We start from the raw sequence: 26,648 nt of genomic DNA on the forward strand, positions 1-26,648 counted from the left end.
TCTTTGCTTTGGATGGTGATAGTTTGCACAGAAATTCAGTGTTAAATTAACCCAAAATGGTATGATCTTGCTTTGGGCGTGAATATTGATTTTAATTATGAGTAAACAGCCCCTATTTTAGGAAGAAAGTTCTAAAAAAATTCTGAATTTCAAAAAAATTGTTCTTCATGTTAAGTGATGGACTACAGCTTGGGCAGGAGCCGATCCAACCATTTTGGGAGATACCAGACCCAAGATTTAAAGAGAGTCATTGTTGCGGGAACTAAAAAACTTCGTATTAAAAAGGCATCTACGAAAATAGCAACTGCGATGCCAAGGCCAAAAGCTTTAACCATTAATACATCAGCGATCAAAAAAGCACAGCAAATCACGATGACAATCAGTGCAGCGCTCGTAATAATACGACCGCTTTTCTCAATACCAAAAATAATACTCTTTTTGTTATCTTTGGTTAACTGATGTGCCTCTTTTATTCGAGTCAATAAAAATACTTCGTAGTCCATTGAAAAACCAAAAAGAGCACAAAATATAATAACTAATAAACTAATGTCGAGCATCCCTTGTGGCTGGAAGTTAAGAACTCCAGATAAATATCCTTCCTGGAATATAAAAACCAGGGCTCCATATGAAGCGCTTAGGCTTAATAAGGTCATTATAATTGCTTTTAATGGCAAAAATAGAGATCTCAATAATAGGAGGAGTATCAGATATGAAAATACCATTATCCATATGATGGCATAAGGTAGATAATGATAAATACTATGAAGCACATCAATATTACTCGCAGCTACTCCAGTAACTTGTAGTTTTAAACCCGATCCTATTTTTATTTGCTGTAATTCATTAACAAGTTCTTTGGTTTCTTCGGAATCGGCTGGATATTTGCTAATCACATTAATGATGGCCATATGCTTGGTTGTCGTTGTTTTAAGCAATTGTTTAACGCTGGGATCGAGTAATTTTTTATCTAAATGATAAAGAGTGTAATACTGTCCCTTTTTTAAATCCGAATTACTGCTAATGATACCATTGACTTCTTTGATCAGTGGATTGCGCTTTAATTTTTGAACAAAATTATATATTTTAGAAAGATTATTACGTGACAAAATTGATGAGGACGGTGATTCGATAACCAGTATTATAGGATTTAATTGCTCAATCTGAAATTTCTTTGCATACGTATCGTAGAATGCTCGATTTTCTGATTTTTCTGGGAAAATGCGATAGTCTGAAATACCAAATTTTGACACTAACAAAGGATATCCTAGTACTAATAAAAAAATAAGGATGGGGAAGAAAAAGAGATAGGGGCGATGAACCACACGTTCCGCAAGCCAACGCCAGCAACTGGAGTGATTTTTGTTCCTAAATAGACGTACTGATAGCAAGTTTATTTTTGATTTCAGGACGGCAAGAATTGCTGGTAAAAATATAGTTGATATGAGTACCGCGAAAAAAACAGCAGCTAAGCCACCAACTGCAACTGAAAAAAGAATATTGACCGGAAATAAAAATAATGCGCTGAGGCTCACAAAAACTGCTAAACCGCTAAAGAAAATTGCTTTACCTGCAGTTTCTTGAGTTGTTGCTATCGCTTCTTCAATATTTAATCCATTCTTTAATTCATCCCTAAATCGACTAATAAAAAATAATGAATAATCCAAACAAAGACACAGGCCGAGTAATAAGGCAATGTTGATGGTAAAAATAGAAAGAGTAAACAGATGTCCTAAAAAATAGAGTGTAGTTAGAATAATTATGGCGCACCCACCACCTAAAATAATGGGGAGTGTGGCTGCAATTACCGATCCAAATACAAGAATTAAGGTGATAATCGCTACTGGGGCTGCAACAATATCCGCTTTAAAAAGGTCTTTTTGTGTCTGTTGGTTCACATTTTGTATAAAAAGAGGCTCTCCGCCAATTTCCATGGTCATGCGTGATGGCTTCTTTATTGCTTCTGTAAATTGTTTTAATAAATCATCACTAAGCTGTTTATTGGTTTTGATGATCACCACCACATAAGCGGTATGTTTATCCTTTGAAATCTGATGTTTGTCGTCAGGGTAAATAATTTCGTGTTTAATTGGAAAATCTTTTAAATCAGATAATGATTCTTTAATTTTTTTCTTAAATTGAGCCTGGGTCGCTAAAAGTTTATTGCTATGATACATAATAAGAAATTTATTCTTATCGTTATATCCCAATTTTTTATTCATATAATTTTCAGCATGAGCACTTGATGAACTCTCATCAATAAATCCAGTTGTTTTAAATGGAGCAATGATGTGCGGTAAAAAAGGGATACAGAGTAATATCACAAGCAACCATAAGCCTATAATTGGCCAGCGAAGCTTATTTATAAATCTTCCTAATCGATACGACAGTGCTTTTTTTTGCATTTTTATCTTCGGCACTCCAATATTCCTAGAACTCATAAAAATAATGACTCTTTAAATATATTAGTATAAATTAGCCAGTATGTATAAATTAATGAGTGAAAAGCTATTTGTGCATCAATATCAGGATTTAATAACACTTTTTTATAATTGCTTCGGTGAAGAATTTAATACCAGGCTGGTTAAAGGAGATAATGAGCCTATCTATATACCTGCCGGTGAACAGCAACCTTACAACGCTTTATATTTTGCCCATGGTTTTTTTAGCAGCGCTCTGCATGAATGCTCCCATTGGCTCATTGCCGGAGAAGAGCGTAGAAAGCAAGTCGATTTTGGGTATTGGTATATGCCTGATGGACGTACTACAGAACAACAGGCTTTGTTTCAACAAGTTGAAGTAAAACCGCAAGCAATGGAATGGATTCTTTCAAAGGCTGCTGGGCATAAATTTTATATTAGTATCGACAACTTAAATGGTACGGAATCAGATACTAGTGTTTTTAAACAGGCAGTATATATGCAGGTAGTTCATTATTGTAAACATGGATTATCACATCGTGCGCAAAAATTTCGTGATGCTTTATGTTCTTTTTATGGCCAACCAATCGCTTTAAGGCTCGAGGATTTTTCTTTAGACGAATTATAAGATTTTATGAGATGCTGAGTATTTTATTAGCAAGATCTCTGGTACTACCGTGTATAAAACGCGTTAGGGAATGGTGCCGTGTGAACTTGCATTAGTCGCAGCCGTATTAAATGTCTTTTAGCATCAATGATGCAATACTACACCTAAAGTCCAGTCCAGATTTTGTGCTGAAGGAATATAGTTCACCTGTTGATTTACTGTTAGACCATATCCTTCTACTATCAAAGCATAATAAAATGCAGGTAAGAGGCAATATGACTCGATGTATTCATTGTTTGGGAATTGATTGCTGAGATTTTCCCATTGTTGATGACAAATCAGAGTATTTGCTTGTTGCAGCAAATCTTGAATGGTCAACTGATTGTTTTGGAATTGGAACGGTTTGCTTTCTACAAGATTTGGAAACCCACCAATGGCGTACCACGAATTAATCTGGCTGGCAGAAAGATCAGGTTGCACTTCATTACTGACCTTGTGCATTTTAATTAAAGGCGTTACCTCTTGCTCACAGGTAAACGCATCACCCTGTCCAGAACTTCCATCAGAAAGAGGATAACCATCTGAGAAGCAGGAAGCTGTGTCCAGAAGTTGGTGAGCCATTTCATTTTGTCCAAGACCCAGAAAACTGTGAACAGATAAATCGATATGGCGGCCGTAAAGATCTAATTCAACGTGTGTTCCTTTATTATCCGTTTTATTTCGCATGGGGAAAACAATTTGTACTGATGCCCCCCCAATATCAATAACACCTACTGATTCATTAGGAGATGATTTAAGTGCTCCTATATGATAATTTACCGCAAGCCAGTCATATAATGCTTCATCATGCCCTGTAATGGTTTTTGCCTCTACAAGTCTCCATTCAGATTTCTGATTAAACCATTTTTGTACTTCCTGATAATAAATTTTTTGCTTGGTTTGTGGCACAAGACGCATTCCTGCAGTTGCATAAAAATAAACAGGTATGTGCTGAGTAGGTGCTCCTGAGAAAAGCGTTGTCATGTAGGCATCTACAGTATTTTGATTTGCTTCAATCATTGAAAATCCAGGCTTGATTTTCTTAGACCATATTTCTGTGATATGAGAAGGTGTGTTTGTTCCATCAAGATCATAAGCAAAAACATGAAGTCTTGATCCCGTACTCCCTGCATCAACAACAGCAATACATTGATGTTCAGTACACGAAGCAGAGTCTGCATAAATATTAGTGGCTACTACAAAGAAATAAGTGATAAAAAGCAAAAAACGAAGCATGATTACAGTCTCAATTATAAGTCAATAAATGATACAGGATGTATTTTTTATTTTCAATATGCTATTATGCGGAAAAATGATACACTAGTCCTTGTTTTTTATGTAGGGTTAACTTTACCTTTGTGCTTTCAGGTGGGATTAAGAGCCTAACCCGTTTTTTTGTTTAAGTCAGCTTTTCAGGCAGTATTATCATGATATTAAATCAAGAGTATCGCGGTTCTATCTTTGCTATTTTATCTGGATTTCTTTATGGTTTTATTGGTTATTTTGGTTTAAGCGCAATAAATGGCAATTTATCTGCGAGCACCATGTTGTTTTGGCGCTTTTTAATTTCCAGCATGATTATTTTAATTATCATGCTGCCAAAAATAAAAAAAAACAACGCTTCTTATAAGAGTATGTTTTTTGCCTTTTTAACGGGCGCTTTCTTTTATGGCATATCAACCTGGCTTTACTTTTTAGCAACTTATTACATAGGTTCTGGACTGGCGATGGTTATCTTTTTTACCTATCCAGTACTTATCATGTTGCTCAACTATTTTTTTTACGAGCAATCGATACCCCGGGTTTATTATTTAGCCATTTTAGTGATTTTAATGGGAATGACGCTTATGGTGGACTTGGATGCATTGTCGTTTAACCTGTGGGGTATTTTACTGGGCATTGCTTCTGCTTTTTTTTATGCGTGCTATATTATAGGCAGCAAAAGGAACACTCTCTCTCCAAATATATCTACATTTATGGTTTGTCTGGGGTGTATGGTAACCAGTTTATTGGTTTCTCTTTTTAATCACTCTTTCGCCATCCCATCCTCAATAGGCGTGTGGTATTATTTAGTTGGAATCTCTGTTATTGCTACAGTAATTCCCATAGTTTTGTTGCTGTACAGCTTAAAATACATCAGTTCAGAAAAAGCCTCTATTTTATCCGTTTTAGAACCGGTATTTGTAGTAATTTTTGGTATATTGCTTCTAGGAGAAAAATTGAATTTCTGGGGCGCTGTAGGCATTGTATTCGTATTAACTGGCGCACTTATTACTTTATTTAGCCATAAAATCAATCTTGGCCAATTGCAGTTTCAGCTTGTACGCAATGAAGACATGGGGTAGCTATTCTCATAAATGTAGCAGAATTGAATTGGAGCCTGGTACTTTCGCCCAGGCTGCATATTTTAACGCTATTGTGTGAGCAGTTACCTGATATTTTTAATACCAACTTCCATTGCAACCGCCGCAGCCACCACAATCACTCGCACAAGTCCCGCAACAGGGATTACGGCCGCCGCAGTTAACGAGTAAGGCAGTTGAGCACACCAAGATTACAGCCAGTATTATTTTTTTCATTACCTGTCCTTATTATGGTATGTATATTAACTATACTCTATGTTTTTGAATTTAACCAATTTACACACAATTTTTTGTCTTTAACTTAATTTAGCGGCAGAAAGTCACTAAACCTTAGGGGTTATTTCTATTTTCTACTATCTTCGCTAAACTGTCCTGATTTTCTGTACTCCGGTACACGAAAATTAAATGCCACTTTGACTCAGGTTAGCTAAATAGGAAAAGACCCTAGTTTTCTGCAATGTATAGCCATTGCAATTTCCATAAATTATAAATAAATATTTGATTTTGTGTAGTATTTAAATAATCAGCAATAGATTGATGGGATAGATGGCGATTATTGGCAATATAGCTTAGCAAATCAGGAGAAACTCCAGTTGTATCCCATTCACAGCCATTAACATAAAACTGATATTCGAATTGTCCATCTGAATTTTGATAAGCAAAACGGCATATTGCGTCTCGGGTGAGGTCTGATCCTGTTTTTATTTCCTTAATAAAATGCGATAAATCAGCTATTTCATTTTCTTCTAACGGCAAAGGTAATTGCATCTCTGCCTGTTGATCCAGCCGTGTTGCAAAGCATCCAAACCAGGATTTTATTATTTTATCGTCACTGATTAATTGTTGTAACAATTTTTGTGCAGTTTGCCAGGCAGGGCGATTGATTTCAGAGGTATTGTGCAAATGTGACCAATCAGGATCTTGATATAATGTTTTGAACATTCCTTTTTCAGCTAAATAATCACCAAGACTATCCAATAATTCTTGGCCTTGATAACTACGATAACCAAAAGAGTAGGTCATACAGTCCTCGGATAGTGAAATACCATGGTGGCCTATATGTGGGGGCAAATATAACATATCTCCTTCTTCAAGAGTCAAACGCTCTTCGACGTCAAATTGTTCCATGATACGAAGTTCGAGATTTTTGATGTAATTCTCATTATTGCATCTTTTCGTAGTAAGTGACCATTCTCTTTGTCCCAGAGCTTGATATAAAAAAACATCATAATTATCGTAATGAGGCCCAACGCTGCCGTGGAGTGTGGCATAGCTAATCATAATATCATCAATCCGCCATTGTGGAATGAAATCAAAATGATTGAGTAAATTATAAACTTCGGGAATTAATCTATCCACGCCTTGTACGAGCACAGTCCAATGGGTTGAGGGTAGGAGATTAAAGTCATTTTCAGAAAATGGTCCGCGCTTTAAATGCCAATAGGGTTTTTCATCGGGTGTTTCAAAGACAAGGCGACTTTCAACATCCTCTTCGAGTGCAAGTCCTGCCAATTCATCAGGAGATAATGGGTTAGTAAAATCTGGAATGGCATTGCGAATCACTAGAGGTTTTTTTTGCCAATACTCACTGAGAAAGGTTTTTAAAGAAATTTGCTGAAAATTGATCATGTACAGTTAATACTCCATAGCTATGTGTTGTTGTAGTCATTGCACCTAAGCTTTTAACTCGATTGCAGAATGCGTTCCAATTCGCCTTTTGCTTGCCGCGAGAAATTGATTAGGTCGCTTTCTTTTTCAAAAAAATCAAACGATTGAATTAATGTTTCTTCGTCATGCTTTTGGAATGCTATTGCCTTTTTTTGAATGTCCTCATGTTTGTAACCCAAAAATTTCATAACTTCCTTGGTCATGCTCAAAGAGGAGTCAAATAATTCTCTAATGAAATAATCAACACCCACTCGATATAATTCATAAGCATGACGACGGTTACGAGCTCGAACGAAAATTTTGAGGTGAGGGAAATGTTGTTTTGCTAACTTGACAATCTTTAGATTCGCATCTGGATTTCCAACAGCAACTATGAGGAGTTTGGCATGTTCAGCACCAGCACTTTTTAACAAATCCAAGCGACTGGCGTCTCCAAAATATCCGACATAACCAAACTTTCTGAGTAACTCAATTTGTTCTGCATTTTTTTCTAATACCGTAATTTTTATATTTTCACCATTAAGCAAACGTCCAATAATTTGCCCAAAACGTCCATAACCTGCAAGAATAATATCGTTTCTTTCGTTGATGGAGTCATATTCATGTTCGGGTAAGAAACTCATAAATTTGGGTATGATAAGACGATGATAAAGAAGGATTAAAAAGGGAGTAGCAAGCATGGATAGAGCAACAACAAGAGTAAAAAAAGCTTCATATTCTGGGCTGATTACTTTAATTGTACCGGCATATTTAAAGAGTACAAAGGCAAATTCACTCCCTTGAGATAAAGCAAAAGCAAAACCTATGGCTTGCAGCTTGCTTAAGTCAAACAAGAATCCTAGAAAATATAAAATTGCAGCTTTAAGCGTAATTAAGGCAAACACCGCGATGAGAATCAGCATTGCTTTCTGAGAAAATAGAGAGAAATTCATTCCCATCCCCACAGAAATAAAAAATAATCCAAGTAAAATTCCTTTAAACGGCTGAATGTCTGCATCAACTGCATGTTTGTACTGAGAGTTGGCTAATACAACACCCGCTATAAATGCACCTAAGGCAGGAGAAACACCTATAGATTCCATTAATAAAGTGACACCAACTACCAAAGCAAGAGAAAAAGCGGTAAATACTTCGCGTAAATTGGTTTTGGCAATAATTAAAAACAAATAACTAGATAAATAATGACCAATTAGGATAACGGATCCAATGACGCCAGCAACAAAAATAGCATATAACCATCTTGGCAAATGCATAATGAATGCAGTCTCATGGATATTAACTTGTATGTTTCCATGTTGCGCGAGTAAAGGGATAATAATTAATATTGGAATTACTGCAATATCTTGAAATAACAATACAGCAAATGAAGTTTCACCTCCTGCTGTTTTGAGCAGGTTTTTTTCTTGGAGCATTTGCAATACAAGAGCTGTTGATGAAAGCGACAGAGCCATACTTACTGTCAAAGTTGCTCGCGAATCAAAACCGAGCATGAGTCCAATTGTCGTTAAGATACTTGTAGTTAAGAGAACTTGTAAACCACCTAAGCCTATAATGAGTTTGCGAAGCTTCCATAACATTACTGGTTCCAGTTCCAAACCAATGAGAAACAACATCATAACCACACCAAACTCACCAAAATTCATAATTTGTTGGGAGTTTCCTATCAGTTTTAATCCAAATGGACCAATAAGAATACCAACTATAAGATAGCCCAGGACTGAGCCCAGTTTGAAACGACTCGCAATAGGAACCATGATGCTGGCTGAAGCAAGAAAGATAAAGATATTAAGTAATAAGTGACCATTCATAATTTAACTCTAATTTTATTTCGCATGACAATTTTTAAACTTTTTCCCACTTCCACAAGGGCAGGGCGCATTACGCGCAACTTTGGGTGTACTGACTTTATTTAATTTTTCTTTGTGCACCCCACTGACATAGAACCAACGACCATTTTCCTTATGGAATTCACTTAACTCATGAATAATTTTTATTTGATTATGCTCTGAAAAACGTGCCGCAAATTCAACAAAGCCTTGATCAGGACCAGTCATACTTGTATGCATTACCTCTAAATCAATCCACGTTACACTTTTAGCCCATTGCCCAGCTTCTACTTCATTGAAGCCTAATAACGCTTTACCTTTCATTGTATTTTTGATGTAATCAATTTTGCCCATGCTGTAAGCAGTATATCTTGAACGCATCAATTGCTCAGGAGTTTCTGGTAGTTGCTTGTTGGAGAGGTATAAGCCGCAACATACTTCATAAGTATTTTGTGATCCACAAGGACAAGATGACATGATATGATCCAGCTAAAAGTAAAAATTGGATTTTTGGATTATATGCGATATAGCATTAAATTTTTACTGAATTACACATTATTTAGGGTAAAATAATGAATTCTTATTTATTTACACAAAATATAGAACAAATCGATCATCAAAAAAGTGTGGATCTATTGGAGACAGGCAATGTTTTGTTTTTCCCAGAATATTTTTTCGCTGATGTAGACCCACTTTTGCTGTCAGAAAACGTGCTGGATGGCAGCCGTAAAAATGTAAGTTACGATATTCGTAACAAAAAGTTAAGTGCCTTTAAAAAGGATGTTAACAGTTTGGATTCTAAGCTTAGGCATATGATGCATGGTTATGCAGAATTTGCACATCAATTAATTCAAACGGTTCTACCTTCTTATGTACCTCATTTACAATGGGGAAGAACAAGTTTCAGGCCTGCGCAAATTAATGGACGTATTTCCTCAAAACGTAAAGATGATACTCGATTACATGTTGATTCATTTTCGGCGAGCCCAGTACATGGTTTAAGAATTTTACGTGTTTTTTGTAATATTAATCCACATAATGAACCACGAGTTTGGAATCTTGGCGAGCCATTTATTGATGTTCTTAATCGTTTTGCACCTAAAATTGCTCCTTACAGTAAAATAAAAGCAAGAATGCTGAGGCTTGTTAAAGCAACCAAAACTTTGCGTTCTCCTTATGATCATTACATGTTGCATTTACATGACTCGATGAAGTTGGATGACACTTATCAGGAAAGTGTTGAAAAAGTGCAAATTGATTTCCCATCCAAGAGCACTTGGATAGTTTTTACTGATCATGTGTCGCATGCAGCATTGAGCGGCCAGCATTTGTTAGAGCAAACTTTTTACCTTCCCGTCGATAAAATGACTGCTCCAAATCATTCCCCATTTAACGCATGGAAAAAGATTAGACCTGAGGTGAGTTCTGTTTATTTGTAAGCTGGGTGCAGTGCAGTGGACCCCGGGATTTAAGAGGTTCGTTTATAAGGCCTGAGATCCTGGGGCTCACTGCGCTGCACCAGGGTACTAAAAGGAATCATGGTCCCTATGTTCCAACAATTAGGTTCGGTGCTTTAAAAGTTTTTCAATTCCAGCGGATGTCAGCGGTTTGCTGAAAAAATACCCTTGGACTTCGTCACAGTGCTGTTGTTTTAAAAAATCCAATTGTTTTTGGTTTTCTACACCTTCAGCAAGAACTTTAAAATTAAAACTACGAGCCATAGAAATAATAGCTTCTATAATTACTTCATCACTACGTGAAGCAGCTATATTTTGTATAAAAGACTGATCTATCTTTAAGCAATCAATGTGTAATTGTTTCAGATAATTGATACTGGAATTTCCTGTTCCAAAATCATCTAAAGCAATTCGAATGCCAAGTTGTTTGAGTTGATTGAGTGCGTGTATAATGTCTCTATGCGTTATAACCACATTTTCAGTAATTTCAAACTCCAAATATTGGGGATCAAGTAAATGTGTTTTTAAAATTTTTTCTACAGTATATATGAAATTGTGTTGTTGTAATTGGCGGGTAGTGATATTAATCGCCACTCGGATGTATGGCATCCCTTTTTTATGCCAAGACTTTATTTGTCGGCACACTTCACTGATAATCCATTCGCCTATGGGTATAATTAATCCGCTTTCTTCTGCCAGAGGAATAAAATCCATGGGAAGTAATAACCCTCTTTCTGGATGATTCCAACGAATTAAAGCTTCTACAGAGTGTAAATCTTTCTTATCAAGATTAAATTGAGGCTGATACAGTAAAAAAAACTCTTCATTTTTAATGGCGTTGTGTAAATCAGATTCGAGTTTAAAACATTGATCCGAATATTCATGCAATTGAGAAGCATAAAAAAAATACTGATTTCCTCCTCGCTCTTTAGCCTGATACATCGCTAAATCGGCATTTTTTAATAAATCACCTGGGGTTTCTCCATCTTTCGGATAAATACTTATTCCAATAGCAGTAGTAATTATTATGTCTCGATTTGCTATTTTGAATGATTCACTCATGGAATTTAAAATTTTACTGGCAATGCTCCCAATATTTTGATTTTTCGATACATGACAAATCATAACAAATTCATCACCACCAATCCTGGCCAAGGTATCTTCTTCACGAATTAAAGTAGACCATCTCTGTCCAACTAAGCTCAATAACTGATCACCAACTTCATGTGATAAACTATCATTGATTAATTTAAATCGATCTAAATCGAAATACAGGAGAGCAAATCGCTGCCCATGTTTTTTCGCATGATCAATACTGGCCTGTATTCTATCGATTAACAAGGCTCGATTAGGTAATTGAGTCAATGGATCATGCAGGGCTTGATATTTAAGTTGTTTTTCAAGATTTGCTTGTTCTGTAATATCACGAAAACTCCATACGCGACCAATAGTTTCCTCATTCAACCGGTGTGGAAGAGTATAGCATTCCAGTATTTTACCGTTCTTAAATGTTACAATTTCCCTACTGACCTCATCAATATTTTTTCTAAGACGATTAATGTCAGCCAAATACTCTTTGGGCTGAATGATCTGGTTAAGCATATAGTACAAAAGGATATTGCCATTATTAGTCTCTAACATTGATTCTGGGATATTCCACATGGAAATAAACTTCGAATTACAATCAATGAGCTTGTTATTCAAATCGATTACTAAAATTCCATCAGCGGATGATTCAAATGTAGACCTTAAGAGTGATAATGATTGTTGTAAGGATTCGGTTCGCTCCTCTACTGTTTTCTGGAGTATCTTCTCATGAAGCTTCGAATCATTAGCTAAGATCCATTTTCTTGTTAATGCACAGGCAAGTTGTCTTACTGCAACCACGTCAAAAGGTTTTTTCAAGATAAGATAATTATCTCCCATACCTAATTTTTTTACTGTTTCCTCCCAACTGTAATCAGAGTAAGCAGTACAAATCACTACTTGAATATCAGGATCAATCTCCCACATGTGTTTGATGGTTTCAATGCCATCCCAACCTGGAGGCATTCTAATATCGACAAATGCCAAGGCATAATGTATTCCTTTCGTGAGATCTTTTTGAATTTTTTGAATTGCTTCTTGGCCTTGACATGCGGTATTAAAAATAAATTTAGGTAAAAAACTCTCAATCTCAAAACCGCAGGATCCCATAAAAGAAGATTCATCATCAAATAATTGTTTATCCAAATAATTCAGTTCTGATCTGGTATTTGAAGAAGTCAGAACTTTAATAAAATCCTGATGTATCGAAGGATTATCATCAATAATCATAATATGTAGCGGTATATCACTCATCAGGCTCTCCATATTCATCTAGAACTATTTAGTAATCGGCAAGGTTAAGGTAAATTGCGCGCCATGGCCTTTACCCTCGCTTTTGGCCAAAAGGGAGCCACCCATTTCGCGAGCTGATAAGGCCGAACTGTGCAAACCAAAGCCATGACCATTTTTTTTTGTAGTGAATCCAAAAGCAAAGATACGCTGTAAATTATCCCTATTAATGCCAACCCCATTGTCTTTGATAATGACTTGTACTGAATTTTTTTCCGTTTTCTGTACAATCAATTTGATCTCTTTAATGGAGGAAATTGTGTGTTCTAGAACTGACTCTTTAGCATTTTGCATTAGATTAATTAATATTTGCAGCAATTTGGATTTATCAACGCTAACTAAAGGTGCTGGTTTAAACTCTTTAGTAATTTTAATACTGGCATTTTTTGAAGAACTCAACGAAATATTTAAGGCAGTTTCGATTAACTCTGGAAGATAGATTTTTTCATTCACGCTCGATAACCCGCTAATCGATTTTTGCGTATCTACGATTTGATTTATATGGTGCAAATCATTCTGCAGATTTTCAATTTCAATATTATTTTTTTCATTTTCTTCCACGATAATTTTTGTTAGTGTGATTAAATATTCGGGAATAATCTTGCCTTTGGGATTATGGGTTAAAAAATCAGCCAAATCCATTTGATGTTTTTCTATCATTTCCATAATTTTCAATAATTTTTTATGATAATCTTGTTGGAAGCTATTTTTTAATAACGTAATTGAGACATTGGAGCTGTTTAATATATTTCCAATGTTGTGTAAAATGGTTGTAGCTACCTCAGCCATCCCTGCACGACGTGCGGCGGATGAGATTTGTTGATTTAACTCTTTAATTTTTTCTTCGGTAATTTTACTTTTATGAATATCAATAACAATACCAGCAAGCTGTTTATCCCCATTTTGGCATTGTCCAATTATTCGATACCAGTGGTACTTTCCATTAGGGTTTCTTACACGTACCTCACATTCATAATCAACACGATTATTTAAAGCATGCTCTATCTTTTGAGATAACTCAAATCTGTCTTGCTCATGAACTGACTCCAGAAACTCTTCAAGTGAAGGGGGTTTATTAATAACATTTAAGTGGAAGAGATGGAATAATTCATTAGACCAGATTGTATGTCCCGTGTTGCCATCACAAGACCAATATCCTAATCCTGCGATGTGTTGCGCAAACTCAAGCTTCTCATTCAAGCTCATCATTTCGCGGGAAGAAATTCTCATAGAGCGTTCATGTAAATAACGCTCTTGATCTGCTTCCATATACGCATTATTAACACGCTGGATAAAAGTGTTCCACTGCTCTTCGGTTTCTGGCTTTTTATCTTGAGCAATGTGTGAATGTTCAAGTTGTCGTTTTAATAATTTGTGAATTTCCATATTATCTTACTTTAAACATTAAATGTTTATGTCTCATAAATAGTTGTAATCGTCATCGTTTGGTTATGCAATTCGCAATTCCCTACAGTAAATGGGGATAATTCACCATACGAGTAAAAGCCTACTTGAGTTGAACCTGACGGCAAGGCGGACATAGTAGATTCGATTTCTTCTTCTGTTCGTTCACCCAAAAGCAGTCTTCTGCCTACACAACTGATATCAATAGCTAGAACAGGTCCTAATTTTTCTAAGCTGTCGTTTAACATCAATTTATTTGCAAGCAAACCCGCTTCGTTAGCGCTATCAATTAATCGATCAAAATTTGCTCTCATCAATTGCGCATGCCATCCCATTGGAATATCTCCCGCAAACACTAGGGATTGCTCTTTCTCATTAATTGCTAGAATAGTACGAACCAATTGGACATTATCAGATGTTGCAGGGTTACTAATAGCCAATGGATAAAGCAATCCTGATGAAGGTAACTCAGAAGCTTTTTCCCCTAAGTATTCTTTATAAAGTTGTAATGCAGGTTGATAATCAAGTTCGTATAATACATTCGATTCAGAGCGGGTAATTCGACGAACGGGACCAAAAATATCCCATCCTCCCTTAGAGGCATGGCCAACATGAATATCAGAACCGTAAAATCCTACTGCAACGACATAATGATCAAGGATTTCATTATTTAAAATAGTCCATGTTTTCTTGAAATTACTGCCATCGCCAGCTAAACCACCAGTCATTATTAGTTGAGCAATGTTATTAGTTGAATTTAGACCTTTTACTAATTCAGAACCATTTACATTAAGTCCATCAGACAGAATAAAAATGCTGTGCAGATTGTCTGCTTTTAACTGTTCAGAGATTAGTTTGCCTGTATTCTTGGATTCTTTGCTGTGACTTACTTCAGCTTTTGCGATTTTTAATGAGGTTTTTGCGAATTTAACCACCGCAACTGAAATACTGTGGTCAAAAAGATGATCATTTAAAATTTCACCAGCAGTAGAGCAACCTATGATTTTGGATTTCGAGTAAAAGCCAGTCAATTGAATTATTGGCTCTTGAAAATCCAGAAATTCTGGAGCTGCAAAAATAAGAACCAGGGTACTTTCTGAATCAAGATCAGGAAACTCTTTCAAACTCCATCCTTTATCTTTAAGGAATTGAAAAGTCTTTATTTCCATATATCTCTCCTGGGTGAAACTCATTGAAATACGGTGGAAAAGCGTTTTTTTATTAGTATAGTGTTATTTTAATGTTTTTTCTTAATCAGTTAGTATTTAATTGAACTAAAGTTGTTTTTAGATCAAAATGAGGAATGATCTTATGCTTTATTTAATTGGCGAAAAAGAAGTAAATGACATTTTTGAAGGGAGAACCGTCGCGGAGAACACCCGAAGAGCAATCACCACTTATAGAAATCGTCCAGGCTTTTTTACTCCTTATAAAAATGGCTATGAATTTGCAGGAGAGTTAATTGCTCCTGGTGTATATCCACTAGCGGGTATAGTTACCGCAGGATTTTCTGCATTTGCTTTTGTTGCTTCAGCTGCTTTTTGTATGGGGGCTTTGCTTGTTGCTGCTGGGAGTGCCTTATTTAGTGCTCCAAAGCTTCGAGATAATGCGCTTCAGTTTGCTGGTTATGCATTATTTTTTTCCGGTATTGCTCTTTTAACCACTGCAATTAGTGCTCTATTGGCGATTATTAGCTTTCCTCACAGCATACTCTCTGTCGTTACCCGCTCTGTTGCCACGGTACTTGCTGCAGGTACCGCAGTTCCTGAAGATGCCGAGATATTGCACTACGAGAGAGACGTTGATATAAATGAGGATAGGTGTGATTTGCGATGCATTTAGTGCTTACTATTTGAATCCATTATTCATCGAACATTGGAATTTATTTCTTGAGTTAAATTAGGGTAAAATCTAGAGCTCTGAAATGATTCGACTCATTTTAATAGCCAAGCTAAAGAATTAAATCTTAATCAAGTAGCGGAACATGAATTTGGAGAAGATGGATACAGGATGTTAATTTCCTAAAATTTTTAAAAAATATGTTTATTCTTTAGTCACAGTAAGGTTATCATCATGTTTCACTGGTTAAAGAAATGGTGGTACGAACGTATAGTACGCCACTCAGTTATAACGGATGAAGAGTGGAGTGAAGCATTTCAAAATTTATCTTTGCTGCAACGTTTGAATGAGCAAGAAAAAATAAGACTTAAGCAATTAGCTATTTTATTTCTTTATTACAAATCGTTGGAAGGGGTTGGCGGCCTGCAAATAACTCCAGCCATGCAATTAAATATCGCTTTGCAGGCGTGTATTCCCATTCTGAATCTTGGATTCGATTGGTATGATGGCTGGGTTTCAGTCGTAATATATCCCGGAGCATACTCACATGACAGTATGATAATCGATGAGTTTGGGGTAGAGCATTTGGGAAGATCGAATTTAAGCGGAGAGTCATGGCAGCGTGGACCAGTTATTATTTCTTGGGACGATGCATTACATCATGGTGGAGTAAGTGGGCGTAATGTGGTGATTCATGAGTTTGCCCATAAATTGGATATGCGAAACGGTGGAGCGAATGGATTTCCTCCTCTCCATAAAGAAATGTCCGCGCAGCATTGGACTGAGATTTTTAACAAGGGCTATGATGATTTGGTAAGTCGTATTCAACGAGATGACTCTATTCCAATCGATCCTTATGCTATTACATCGCCAGCTGAATTTTTTGCTGTATTTTCTGAATTATTTTTTGAAAACCCCGAAATAATCAGACACTATTATCCTGAGATTTATGATTTACTCGTTAAATTTTACCGTCAGGATCCGCTGAAGATTTCGTAGCCTGGATAACGTGCAGGCTACGTTACATGAATTATCATAAATGCTCAGTCTCTATCAGGGAACCGCTGTATTTGACGCATCTTGTGAAAATTTTCCTAATCAATACACACACTGATGGTATGCTGCGCTTACATAGAAAAAAATGTTTCTGCACTAAAACATAACCATTCGAGTAAATACCAAACACGAGATCTGCTCTATTAGAATTACCAGCTAAATGTGTACCGTGTTTCTCTGGAACTCCACCCATCCGTGATGTGTACTTCAAGCTGTTTTTCAGAGACCAGATTAAATTCGATTAACGAGCCCCAATAAGGATTATGAAATTCAAAAACTTGCTTGGTCTGTCCAGTCGTTAACTTGCAAGAAACTTGTCGCGGTTCTGGAGCTCCAAGGCCGTCACCATAACCTAAATCTAATTGAGTGGATCCCTGTGAGTGTCCCGAAGAGGTTACTTCATTCAGCCAATTACATTCAATTTTAGCAGATTTAGAATGTTGATTTTTGAGTTTTAAACAACTTCTATGTATACTGCCGCACGGTTTTGCAAAACTCGTTCCAGCAATTAAACCCAGCAAAAGAAAAGTGTAAAATTTAATCATTATTATGCCTAATCAGTTTGGGTGAGTTTTTTTATCATCATTATTAAATTGTTGTCAATGGTTTTAAACAAACAGTTATTTTCAGAGTTTCCATTACTAATAGACTAAAACCCCTGTATTTTCTTGTTCATTATGTACAGCTGAGGGGGCTATCCTATCACTTTTTGCTGGAATTTCTTCTTCTTCACCAACTAAGCTCGCTTCATAACGTAACAGCTCACTTGTTTTGAAGAATCGCCGTGTTTGATAACGTGTTTTTTGGATCTCTTCCTTTTCAATTTTCTCAATAGCTGGCTCGGTTTCCAAAAGCTCTTTCTCTATTCCTGCGACGTATTGTTTGGATGTTTCATCGAGATAAGATGTAAGATCCTGTTTGATTTGGATAAGGAATTTTTCTATAAGTTCAGTTCTTTTTCTATCTAACCTTACATTATGATCACTTAATGCATCCATACACTCTCTTTCTTTTTCTTTAATAGAAGCTAAATCATCCGATAGTCGTTCAAGTTCGCCTTGAAAGGAACGGATAGATCTTTGTTGAAGCAATTTTTTACCCATTAAGCTTCCTTTTTCAAAGTAACCACAGTCATCTTCTTGCATGCGTTGATCTGCTGCTTTAATGATATTTTCTGTAGCTGTTATGTCTTCAAGTTTGAGACGAATTTGTTCATTAACATTCTGTATCCTTGCTTTAATTTTATCAAGCTCATTTTGGATTCTTGATTGTTCATCAATAGAGTTAACAATACTTATATCAGGTTCTTTACCAAAAATCATATTGAGTCGACTTTGATCTACAGAATTTATTTTCCAATTCCAACGCTTCAACTCATCTGCATCTTCCAGTTTTTGTCGAATTAAATCGGGGAGTTCGCTGCGATCAAAATCTACATTCCAATCAAGAGTTAAAAGTCCTTTTAATCTAAATAATTTCTCAAATGCAGGACGTTTTTGCGCAGGAAGGATTTCAATTATTTGTACATTGGCTAACATAAGAAGAGCATCTTTATTTTCCTCAAGAGCTGAGCGAAACTTTCTGAGCTCACTTCGTTCTGCTTCTACTCGGGCTAGGAAGGTGGATTGATATCCAGTAAAATCTTCTTGCAATGGTGCATCTTCAACTTGTAGTTCTATGTAGGATTGCATACCATCACTACCACTTTGAATGCGTACCTGTTTTGGATTTACTTTCAATAAGGTAGCCAATTGATTCTGTTTTTGCGCAAACAGACTTTCTTGAGCGTCTTGATTCAGTCCATCGGCTTTATCCAGTTCTTCTATAGAGTGTGAAAGTTGTTTTTTCAAAGTATTAAGTTGACTTAAATAGGGATGATATGCTTTATACGAGCTAAAACGTACGGCTGCCTCATACAATTCATGCACAATATGACTTGGATTGCCTTCGCTTTGGCGGCATATTTCGAGTAGTGTTTTTTTCATATGCTCCCATGTAGGATCATAAGTATTGAAAAAATAAGGAGAGGTATTTGTTAACAATCTACGAAATACAGTAATTTGGTGTTCTGCAACTGCCTTATCATGACATTTTTGTCTAAAGTCAAGATCACAATATGGCGCATTATTTAATGAATCAATGGCATCTAAAGCATCATTAATCACATTTCGAGGTGATGAGTGACTTATTGAAAACAGATATTTATCTTTTAAAATGACTCTGTGATGCTGAAGTGCTGTATAGAGTTGTTGAGTTTTGTCTTTATCCTGAGGTGAATTGATTAACTCTTCAGCTAAGTTATAAATATTCAAAGCAGCTTTTTTGGCTACAGTACGTTCGCAGAGAGCATGGAAGGGAACTGGATTTTCATGTACCCAAGCAAATTCATTGAGTAAATGTTGGGCCAGTTTTTTCATAATTTTTTCGTTATATGCCTTTTGTAAGTTATTTAAATTTGGATCTTCAGGTAAGCCTAAGTTTCGATAAAGGGTAGAAAAAGTAAGGACTAAGCCTTGCATTTTAAATTGTTCGACGAGCGAAAACCTCGTCAAATCAGTGCAATGATCTATAATTAAGGGCCTGATCTGGGCTAATAATTCCTGAATTTCTTTGCCCTCGGCGGTCATTAATTTTTTTTGATAAAATTGAATGATACTTTCAGTAACTTCTTGTTTTTCTTTGCGGTGTAATACCTTATTTTTTTGTTCGATTAACTTATTAATTACTGTTCTAACTATTTCAGGGATAAAGGAGGAATTTTGTGATGTATTTTTAGGGAAAAAAACTTTTATAGCTTCTGGATAAACAGCGCAAAAATCTCCAATCAAATGAGGTAAAATTTGCTTGCTTTGTGCCAATTCCAAATCACTTTTTTCTTGACCAGCGGGCTTAGTATATTCTAGAACTGCTCCTGCTTTATCTGCAATCACTGTTTCAAGATTTTGGTGCATTAATGCTTTTATTCCAGTAGTAAATGGTTTGCTTTTTTGTCGCAGCTTTACTTGAATATTTAATTCTTGAATGAAATCCAATTGCTTTAAATACTTAAACCTTAGGGATTGTTCATGACTCATATGAACTGCCGTTTCTGCCTTAGCTGCCCATTTTCCCTCTCGTGCAGATTCCCAAAGTTTGCAAGCAGATTTTTTAAACTGAGCAATACTCTCATTAAGAGAACTTTGAGATACATTTGGATCTTGTGCGCGAGTCAATTCGTTCAACAGTGTTTCACGCCATTGATAGAGCTCGAATTGTATTTTGGGATCATCAGGATAGAGCTCAAGGATTAAGCTTTCCCATGCTTCAATTTGTTGCATTAAGACTTGTTGTGCTTCATCGATACTCTGAGTGTATATTCTGTCAACTGTTGCTTGTAATTGGATTTTCTCTCTTAATACTTCAATCGCATGTTCATTAATATGTTGTCGAGTCCATGGGAAAACATAATAAAAAAACTTATTGAGTAGATCTTCAGGTGGTTTTACTTGATAAATTGGCAACCATTCACCGGGCTTTCCATTACGAGCAGTACGACCAGGAATCTGAGTGGTCATTCTCTCTGTATCAAGATAAGTTTGTATTACAAATAAACCTTTAGGATGATCTGTCTTGATGTCTATTCCTTTTGCAAGCATTGCTGTACCTACAGTTATGGTATTGACTTGACCTGCTTGCTTAATGATTTTATCCAGTTCACTAGGGGTTTCCTTACCGGTAATAATCTGAATTTTAAGTCCTTGTTTTTTATATATATTTAAACTATTGCCGATTGTCTGTGCTTCATCAAAATCTTCATTAATAATAAGGATGGGTTGAGTTTGCTTGCGACTCCATTCTTCAATAGCATTTTTTCTTTTAGCAATTAAATTTTCATATTCCTCGTAGGTTTGAATCTCTTCATTAGGATCAATTGTCATCGTGGTTGGTGTAATAGGACATTTGATTTTATCAAATGTCTGATGTATTGCTTTGATGGTTTGTTCACGATCTAAAGTAAAAATTGGATCATGATCGATGCGTTTGTCACCAGCATGAGGCGCGATACTAATTGCTTGGGTTCCCAGTGATGTATCTAAACTTTCCAGCTCGCGTTTATCTCCCGGAGTTGCTGAAACTCCAAGCAAACGCCCTAAAGTTTTTTGAAAAAATTTAATTAACCCTTGTGCAGATTGACTGGCAAGTACAGAAGGAACCGGATCAATAAAAATATATTGAGCTTGATCTTTACATTCAGCTTTGAGTCGGGCCTGTAAAGCCTGTTGTACTGCTTCAGTGAAAATTGAGCCTGCTTTAGGGATACTGCGAATTAGAGGAACACAGGCAATTTTTTTAGTAATTTCATGGCCGGCTTCATCCTTTTCTTTAACAGGTTGAGTTATGAAATGCTTGTTTTCAATCAGAGTTGCAGCGACACCACTGGCATGTATCCATTGTTTCAGCTGTGTATTACTTGATGCCATCAAATAATTTTGTTTATCAACGTCACCGTTAAATTGTTCATTAATTTGTTTGTTAAGAAACAATCGGAATTGATCCAAATCTTCATCTTCATCCCAAACTTCACTTCGTGCCGGATCAACATTGCGATATGCTGGTAAATTAATGAATTGGTAGGCTAGTGGATAAATCCATTGAGCAGGGTTTTCGGTATGAGCGGTTTCAGCTTCTGCAACCAATTTATAAAGTGTTAATTGGTCTAAAAGTGCATCATCACATTCGTCTAAAACAATATGCACTGGGCCATTAGTTTTAAGTAGTTTTTCTTTTTTGGCTATTTTAGCCGCTAAATGGAAACTGGCCATATCTTCAACTGTGGAGCAGTTGATTCCATCCAGTTGAAATGCTTCAGTAGGGATATTCCCTTGAATGAGTGCAGACGGAATCCCCAAAAAATTAAAAAAAGGTTCACAGTTGTTTTCATAATCTCGAGCCAGTAGTGTTGGATTGGCTGTCCATTGAACAACAGTACCGCCTTGTGCCCACTGCAAAACAGAAAGCATTGGGGTATTAATGCTTTTTCCTTCTCCAGTTTTGATACGCATTAATAAATTGGATGACGGATCTTGTAATGCAAGTAACAGCACAAGCATTTGTGTGGTATTCGGAAATAAACCCGTAGTTCGGAAGTAGATTTCTCTTAAATAAGCTAAAAGCTTCAGATGGGTTATTTCTCTTTGTTCAGGACCTATAGAATTTGAGCGCAGTTGTTTAAGGAGTGTGCTTGCATTTTCTTTTAAATCTTGACGTGAGGAGGCAGTTAAATTTTTTAGATCTGTAAAATCTCCAGGATTTAATGGGTCAGTGTAGCCTAATGTTTCAATAAAAGTTAATTGTCTTGCTAGTTTCATTTGCAATGCATGAGGAAAATCTGTTTCATGCAGTAAATGGCGCAAATTTTCTAAAGCATATTTTATCCGATCCGTTGCAAATTGCTGGGCTAAGTCCCTTTTTTCATTGGTTTTAGCAAAAGGATTCGTATCAAAGCTTAAACAATAGGCATGAAGTTTATCAGAGCCATGCGCAAGTAGCGTAGAGTTGAGACTTTGTGCATTGGGATAAGGGGGTGTAGTAAATAATTTAAGAACTCTATCTATATCATTAGGAGAACGTCGTCCTAAACCTCTTGCGACTTCCAGCAAGGCAGGTAGGTTGACTGTGGAGTCTTTTTTATTTTGGGCTAAGCCAATCAAAATCTTAGCAATTTTTGTTCTATTATCAAGATTGAGTTTAGCTAATTCTTGGAGAGTTAGAGGATAGGTGCGCAGATCTTGATTAGGGTTAGCCTGTGAGACCTTATTAAGTAATGCAATGCAAAGTTCAGATTGCTCTAGATTATTGGGTAAAAATAATTGTGTCTGATGGACCAAACCTTGAATGAGTTCTAAATCTGTATCAGAGAGTCCTAAAATTTGAATAATTTGTTTGATAATTGATGACTTGATCGGGTCTGGAAGTTCCGATTTTTTGAAGTCATTTAATGCCGCAAGTGGGAAAGAAGTTGTATTTTTCAAATTATGAGCCATGCTCATTTTGAAGAACATAATTTGGGTATCTGGCTCAAGATCTGGTAACTTAAAGAGATCAACTATTCCATTGACCGCTCGTTCAATCGCAGTATTATCTGCATGGGGCTGCTCCTCTAAAGCTTGGGTTGTCAGCCTTAAATAAAGATCCAGCTTGTCAGGGCTTTCTTTGATTAGCTGATCAACTAAAATTTGTTTTTGCTTATAATTGAGACGAGCTAAGGCTCCTGTATTAAGCTGTTTATATATTTTATTAAATTGTTGCGGAAGCCGGTCATGGAGATCAATGAGCAAGTTGAGATAATTTGCAATCGATTCAATTTTCTCTTTATAGTTTTGAAGCGTTAGATCAGAAGGGGCATTTTCATCAATTACTGCAGCGTCAGCAAGGACGCTTTTGTCAAACTCAGGATCCTGTGTATTCAGTTGTAGTAATGTCTTTCTCAAAGCAGGTAATACTTTTTTCTGAATCAGTTCTTCTTTGAAAAAGAATGTTAAAGAATGTGTCTCATTAAAAGTTGCCATCCAAGAAAGACAGGTATTAAAATCTAAATCTTTAACAATGAGTTTATTCTGAGGATTCTCAAAAAAAGCTTTCATTGGAGAGACAATTAAGTTATGGACAGGAGCTAAAATAGCAGCTAAAGCTTTCCCTGTAGTTTGATCGGTTGCTTTTCTTTTTCCTGTCAGCAAAAAGCTTAAAATATATTCTCCTTTCGTTTCTCCGACGAGGTTATACATTCCATTGAGTAATATAGGTTTTTTATCTTCGAAAAATCGAAGTTTTTCAATAACCTGTGGGAACTTGGGGCTGGGTTCTTGTAATAGCGTAACTAATTCGTCTACTGCATCAAAAAGTGGCATCAATTCTTGATCCAATTGTTCGCGTAATGATTTGGGAACAATGAAACTTTGCAAATGTCCTTGCAGTTCTTTTTTTAATGATTTTATGTCAAAGATCGCGCTTCTTTTTTTAATCGCATCGACTAGAGCATCAACTATTAAGTCATCGAGCTTGGAAATATCACCATTTCCAAGTACACAACCTGGGAAAGGGTTTATTTCAATGATGAGTGCCTTTAACCAGGTTTCTTGTTTGTCTAAGATTTTACATTCATCAGGAATAGTTTCTGCTGAATTTGCAAGCGTATCCAATAGCTCTTGAATTTGTTCTACTTTAGGTAATACTTGTGATTTTGAGAGATTGATTTGGCTTAAAGTACTTAATACAACTCGCTGAAAAACCTCACCTTTTTTATTTTGTACGTTTTGAATTGCTAATAATAAATTATCAATATTCTCTTGAGTTAAATTGGGTTCATTAAGTTTCGCGAGTAATTTGATCACCTCTGGAGCGAAGGCCTGACGATTTTTTTGCAGCATCGCTGCAAAAGATGCAACAACTGACGGAGAAAATTGGTTTACTTCAGGGGCTGGATCCGTTTTTTGAATACGCTCTTGCAGTGTATTGAGTAGTTCAAGTCCTTCATTTTCCAAACATGAAACAAATGGATCAATGAAATCTTCTTTGAATTTTTTATCGGGAAATGCAGTTTTGAATTCAATGCATTGTTTTATTAATGCATTGATTTGTGCAAATGACGGGCTGGGTTTGAATTTAAAGCCCCTTGAAAATGCTTGCAGCAAGTCACTTCGGTCACTTGGATCCAACTCCTGCAGCGAATGAATGCAATTTTTTAAAGTTTCTTTCCATTGTATGGGGCTTAGTACAGTCTTATCTGCAAAAGTGCATGTTAAAATAAAAGTGAGTTGATTTTTTTGAACTGTGGACCAAGATACAAGTTTCTCAATTTCGTGAAGCTGTTCTTGGATGTCGGATAATCTGATCTCAGCTTTCCAATGCAGTCCCATATATCTAAATAACCAAGGCTTTAGCTCAAGGTCTTCGCTGTTGATTTGTTGATAAATGAGATCAGGATCGGTAAGGGTGTCCTCAGGATTTTCAATTTTCATACACGAAGCAACTTGCTTAAATTGCTCTGAAGCAGGTTTTTGTAACATGGCATAATGTACGCCTGTTGGCCCCCAATTGAGTTCTGTCAAAGAAAGACACTGCTCCTGTGGGTTTTTAGCATGTTCTATAACATCCAGCACCCGATTTAAGGTAATAAGCAAATGTCCTTGATGGTTAATCGGGCACGGATTGGGTAAAGTCAGATTTTTTTCTGCAATTCGAGGAAGAAAAATTTGAGTATAAGCATCAAAAAACGTATTAAAATCAAAGCTATTTTTATCATATTTAAGATGGTTAATAACCAGTTCGTTCCACCATTCTCTTTGTTCTGCTGGAAGTTGGATTAATTTTTGGAGATTTTTAATTCCGCGAGTGCTTAATAATGAATTTTGTACTTCGGGATTTTTGAGAAACTCAAGATTAATTTTTTTATTCAAACAGGCATTAAAGAGTCTCACTAATAAAATAGTATGTGATTCACCTCCAAGTAGATATTGTTTGCAAAGAAATGGAATAATGAATTCATCATGCTGTTGTGTAGAGAGGGCCGGCTCAGTCGATCGATACAATTGAAGTAAGAATGTTTTGAGTTCGTTTTCATATGTGGGTAATAAAGTGAACAATATATTTTTTTGAGCAGTTGAGTATTTAGTTTCCAGTAGCGTAGAAAGAGTTTGTCGAGGAAGATTAGGGAATAGCGCTGTTACTTCTTCAACTGAAGGTAAAGTTAAGGACTCTAGTTTTTTAAGTACAGGAGCTAACGCAGAAGGGAGCCTTCTCGGTGCATCAGTATAACAAAGCGCTTTTTTGTCTTTGTTAATATAGAATCCTTTGGGAAGATTACTCGGGATAATACCCTCTTTAAAGGCATAACTATGTTCTTTTATGAGTGGGATAGCTGATTCTTGAAGATATTCAATACATAAGGCCCTGAGCTGTTTGACTAATTCAGGAAAATCAGGCAATACAATAGGAACTAAAGTAAGCTCAGGGTTTACTCTAAATTCACTTTGTTCGAGATGAATGTCTTTTTGAACGGTTGGTGGTTTAGGTAAAAGAATACTTCTCTGAATTTGGATTCGTGCACGAACAGCAGGTGACTTAGAGTTCAGTGCATACTTTAATGGGTCAATTTTAGGTTCATTCGATGTATTTTTAAGTAGGGTTTCTGCTGTTTTATTTAATACTGTTCGACGAGCAAGTAGTGCGAGACGATTAGATGTCTGCTGACTTTCTGGAATTTTGAAAATAAAGAGACGCTTACGATCGCCGTTGATAAAGTTGAATAGGCTATCAATATCTTTCTCAGCGAATTGTTGTGAATCCAGTTCAATTTCTAAGGGAGTGTAGTTTATTTCAGTTTCGTATGAAGTAATCAGATTTTCTAGTAAGGATTGAAGGTATTTATTTTGTGAATATTGGGGCACAGCAAAACTCCTAGAATCAAAAGAAATAAAAATCATACACCGTTATTATTAACTGGAGATTAAGTGTTAAAAATGCAATGAATGTATTCTCATTTCGCTTATGGTGAAGCGTATTATAATGGAAAAAAAAGAATATATACAATGCGATATGTAAATAAATTACTCATATAA

At 36.1% G+C, this 26,648-nt stretch carries 16 protein-coding genes; 5 read left to right on the forward strand and 11 right to left on the reverse strand.

Annotation, left to right across the window (positions count from 1 at the left end):
- Positions 1 to 182: 182 nt before the first annotated feature.
- Positions 183 to 2,402, reverse strand: a complete 2,220-nt coding sequence (locus Ltuc_RS04225; RefSeq protein WP_083498037.1) for an MMPL family transporter — start codon at positions 2,400 to 2,402, stop codon at positions 183 to 185.
- Positions 2,403 to 2,511: 109 nt separating this feature from the next.
- Here Ltuc_RS04225 and Ltuc_RS04230 point away from each other — a divergent pair, with 109 nt between their 5' ends.
- A complete protein-coding gene (locus tag Ltuc_RS04230) occupies positions 2,512 to 3,045 on the forward strand; it encodes an elongation factor P hydroxylase (protein ID WP_058521601.1) in 534 nt (177 codons plus the stop codon).
- Positions 3,046 to 3,168: 123 nt separating this feature from the next.
- On the opposite strand, the gene Ltuc_RS04235 is transcribed toward Ltuc_RS04230, so the two are convergent.
- Positions 3,169 to 4,299, reverse strand: a complete 1,131-nt coding sequence (locus tag Ltuc_RS04235) for an acetate and sugar kinases/Hsc70/actin family protein (RefSeq protein WP_058520079.1) — start codon at positions 4,297 to 4,299, stop codon at positions 3,169 to 3,171.
- Between the two features lie 191 nt (positions 4,300 to 4,490).
- On the opposite strand from Ltuc_RS04235, the gene Ltuc_RS04240 reads away from it, so the two are divergent.
- Positions 4,491 to 5,408 (forward strand): DMT family transporter, encoded by a 918-nt coding sequence (locus Ltuc_RS04240; protein WP_058520080.1) that lies wholly within the window; start codon positions 4,491 to 4,493, stop codon positions 5,406 to 5,408.
- 96 nt (positions 5,409 to 5,504) lie between these two features.
- Here Ltuc_RS04240 and Ltuc_RS15265 read toward each other — a convergent pair whose 3' ends face one another.
- From Ltuc_RS15265 to Ltuc_RS04255, 4 genes are all read right to left on the reverse strand, one after another.
- Positions 5,505 to 5,642 (reverse strand): hypothetical protein, encoded by a 138-nt coding sequence (locus Ltuc_RS15265; RefSeq protein WP_157064596.1) that lies wholly within the window; start codon positions 5,640 to 5,642, stop codon positions 5,505 to 5,507.
- A gap of 228 nt (positions 5,643 to 5,870) precedes the next feature.
- Positions 5,871 to 7,055, reverse strand: a complete 1,185-nt coding sequence (locus Ltuc_RS04245) for a JmjC domain-containing protein (RefSeq protein WP_058520081.1) — start codon at positions 7,053 to 7,055, stop codon at positions 5,871 to 5,873.
- A gap of 53 nt (positions 7,056 to 7,108) precedes the next feature.
- On the reverse strand, positions 7,109 to 8,902 hold the full coding sequence (locus Ltuc_RS04250) for a monovalent cation:proton antiporter-2 (CPA2) family protein (RefSeq protein WP_058520082.1): 1,794 nt from the start codon (positions 8,900 to 8,902) through the stop codon (positions 7,109 to 7,111).
- Positions 8,903 to 8,917: 15 nt separating this feature from the next.
- Positions 8,918 to 9,397, reverse strand: a complete 480-nt coding sequence (locus tag Ltuc_RS04255; RefSeq protein WP_058520083.1) for a YchJ family protein — start codon at positions 9,395 to 9,397, stop codon at positions 8,918 to 8,920.
- Positions 9,398 to 9,492: 95 nt separating this feature from the next.
- Between Ltuc_RS04255 and Ltuc_RS04260 the strand changes: the two genes are divergently transcribed.
- Positions 9,493 to 10,359, forward strand: coding sequence for a Kdo hydroxylase KdoO (locus tag Ltuc_RS04260; protein WP_058520084.1), 867 nt, complete (start codon positions 9,493 to 9,495; stop codon positions 10,357 to 10,359).
- Between the two features lie 120 nt (positions 10,360 to 10,479).
- Here Ltuc_RS04260 and Ltuc_RS04265 read toward each other — a convergent pair whose 3' ends face one another.
- From Ltuc_RS04265 to Ltuc_RS04275, 3 genes are read right to left on the reverse strand one after another with little or no spacing between them, the layout of a single operon-like run.
- The gene (locus Ltuc_RS04265; protein ID WP_058520085.1) at positions 10,480 to 12,717 is read right to left on the reverse strand and encodes an EAL domain-containing protein; all 2,238 of its coding nucleotides are present in this window, start codon (positions 12,715 to 12,717) and stop codon (positions 10,480 to 10,482) included.
- Positions 12,718 to 12,741: 24 nt separating this feature from the next.
- Positions 12,742 to 14,139: an ATP-binding protein gene (locus Ltuc_RS04270; protein ID WP_058520086.1), complete on the reverse strand. Its 1,398-nt coding sequence runs from the start codon at positions 14,137 to 14,139 to the stop codon at positions 12,742 to 12,744.
- A gap of 26 nt (positions 14,140 to 14,165) precedes the next feature.
- On the reverse strand, positions 14,166 to 15,326 hold the full coding sequence (locus Ltuc_RS04275; RefSeq protein ID WP_058520087.1) for an FIST signal transduction protein: 1,161 nt from the start codon (positions 15,324 to 15,326) through the stop codon (positions 14,166 to 14,168).
- A 142-nt stretch (positions 15,327 to 15,468) separates the two neighbouring features.
- On the opposite strand from Ltuc_RS04275, the gene Ltuc_RS04280 reads away from it, so the two are divergent.
- Together Ltuc_RS04280 and Ltuc_RS04285 are read left to right on the forward strand one after the other, a co-directional pair.
- On the forward strand, positions 15,469 to 15,999 hold the full coding sequence (locus tag Ltuc_RS04280; RefSeq protein ID WP_058520088.1) for a hypothetical protein: 531 nt from the start codon (positions 15,469 to 15,471) through the stop codon (positions 15,997 to 15,999).
- Between the two features lie 231 nt (positions 16,000 to 16,230).
- Positions 16,231 to 16,995 (forward strand): M90 family metallopeptidase, encoded by a 765-nt coding sequence (locus tag Ltuc_RS04285; RefSeq protein WP_058520089.1) that lies wholly within the window; start codon positions 16,231 to 16,233, stop codon positions 16,993 to 16,995.
- Between the two features lie 206 nt (positions 16,996 to 17,201).
- Here Ltuc_RS04285 and Ltuc_RS04290 read toward each other — a convergent pair whose 3' ends face one another.
- On the reverse strand, positions 17,202 to 17,597 hold the full coding sequence (locus Ltuc_RS04290; RefSeq protein ID WP_058520090.1) for a hypothetical protein: 396 nt from the start codon (positions 17,595 to 17,597) through the stop codon (positions 17,202 to 17,204).
- A gap of 96 nt (positions 17,598 to 17,693) precedes the next feature.
- The gene (locus tag Ltuc_RS04295) at positions 17,694 to 26,477 is read right to left on the reverse strand and encodes a hypothetical protein (protein ID WP_083498038.1); all 8,784 of its coding nucleotides are present in this window, start codon (positions 26,475 to 26,477) and stop codon (positions 17,694 to 17,696) included.
- Positions 26,478 to 26,648 lie beyond the last annotated feature (171 nt).

Source organism: Legionella tucsonensis (assembly GCF_001468035.1).
GTDB lineage: Bacteria > Pseudomonadota > Gammaproteobacteria > Legionellales > Legionellaceae > Legionella > Legionella tucsonensis.

Excerpts from the sequence above, each read along its gene's own strand:
- Ltuc_RS04225 (WP_083498037.1), bottom strand. The coding sequence starts at position 2,402 with ATGCAAAAAAAAGCACTGTCGTATCGATTAGGAAGATTTATAAATAAG.
- Ltuc_RS04235 (WP_058520079.1), bottom strand. The coding sequence starts at position 4,299 with ATGCTTCGTTTTTTGCTTTTTATCACTTATTTCTTTGTAGTAGCCACT.
- Ltuc_RS04240 (WP_058520080.1), top strand. The coding sequence starts at position 4,491 with ATGATATTAAATCAAGAGTATCGCGGTTCTATCTTTGCTATTTTATCT.
- Ltuc_RS15265 (WP_157064596.1), bottom strand. The coding sequence starts at position 5,642 with ATGAAAAAAATAATACTGGCTGTAATCTTGGTGTGCTCAACTGCCTTA.
- Ltuc_RS04245 (WP_058520081.1), bottom strand. The coding sequence starts at position 7,055 with ATGATCAATTTTCAGCAAATTTCTTTAAAAACCTTTCTCAGTGAGTAT.
- Ltuc_RS04250 (WP_058520082.1), bottom strand. The coding sequence starts at position 8,902 with ATGAATGGTCACTTATTACTTAATATCTTTATCTTTCTTGCTTCAGCC.
- Ltuc_RS04255 (WP_058520083.1), bottom strand. The coding sequence starts at position 9,397 with ATGTCATCTTGTCCTTGTGGATCACAAAATACTTATGAAGTATGTTGC.
- Ltuc_RS04260 (WP_058520084.1), top strand. The coding sequence starts at position 9,493 with ATGAATTCTTATTTATTTACACAAAATATAGAACAAATCGATCATCAA.
- Ltuc_RS04265 (WP_058520085.1), bottom strand. The coding sequence starts at position 12,717 with ATGAGTGATATACCGCTACATATTATGATTATTGATGATAATCCTTCG.
- Ltuc_RS04270 (WP_058520086.1), bottom strand. The coding sequence starts at position 14,139 with ATGGAAATTCACAAATTATTAAAACGACAACTTGAACATTCACACATT.
- Ltuc_RS04275 (WP_058520087.1), bottom strand. The coding sequence starts at position 15,326 with ATGGAAATAAAGACTTTTCAATTCCTTAAAGATAAAGGATGGAGTTTG.
- Ltuc_RS04280 (WP_058520088.1), top strand. The coding sequence starts at position 15,469 with ATGCTTTATTTAATTGGCGAAAAAGAAGTAAATGACATTTTTGAAGGG.
- Ltuc_RS04285 (WP_058520089.1), top strand. The coding sequence starts at position 16,231 with ATGTTTCACTGGTTAAAGAAATGGTGGTACGAACGTATAGTACGCCAC.
- Ltuc_RS04290 (WP_058520090.1), bottom strand. The coding sequence starts at position 17,597 with ATGATTAAATTTTACACTTTTCTTTTGCTGGGTTTAATTGCTGGAACG.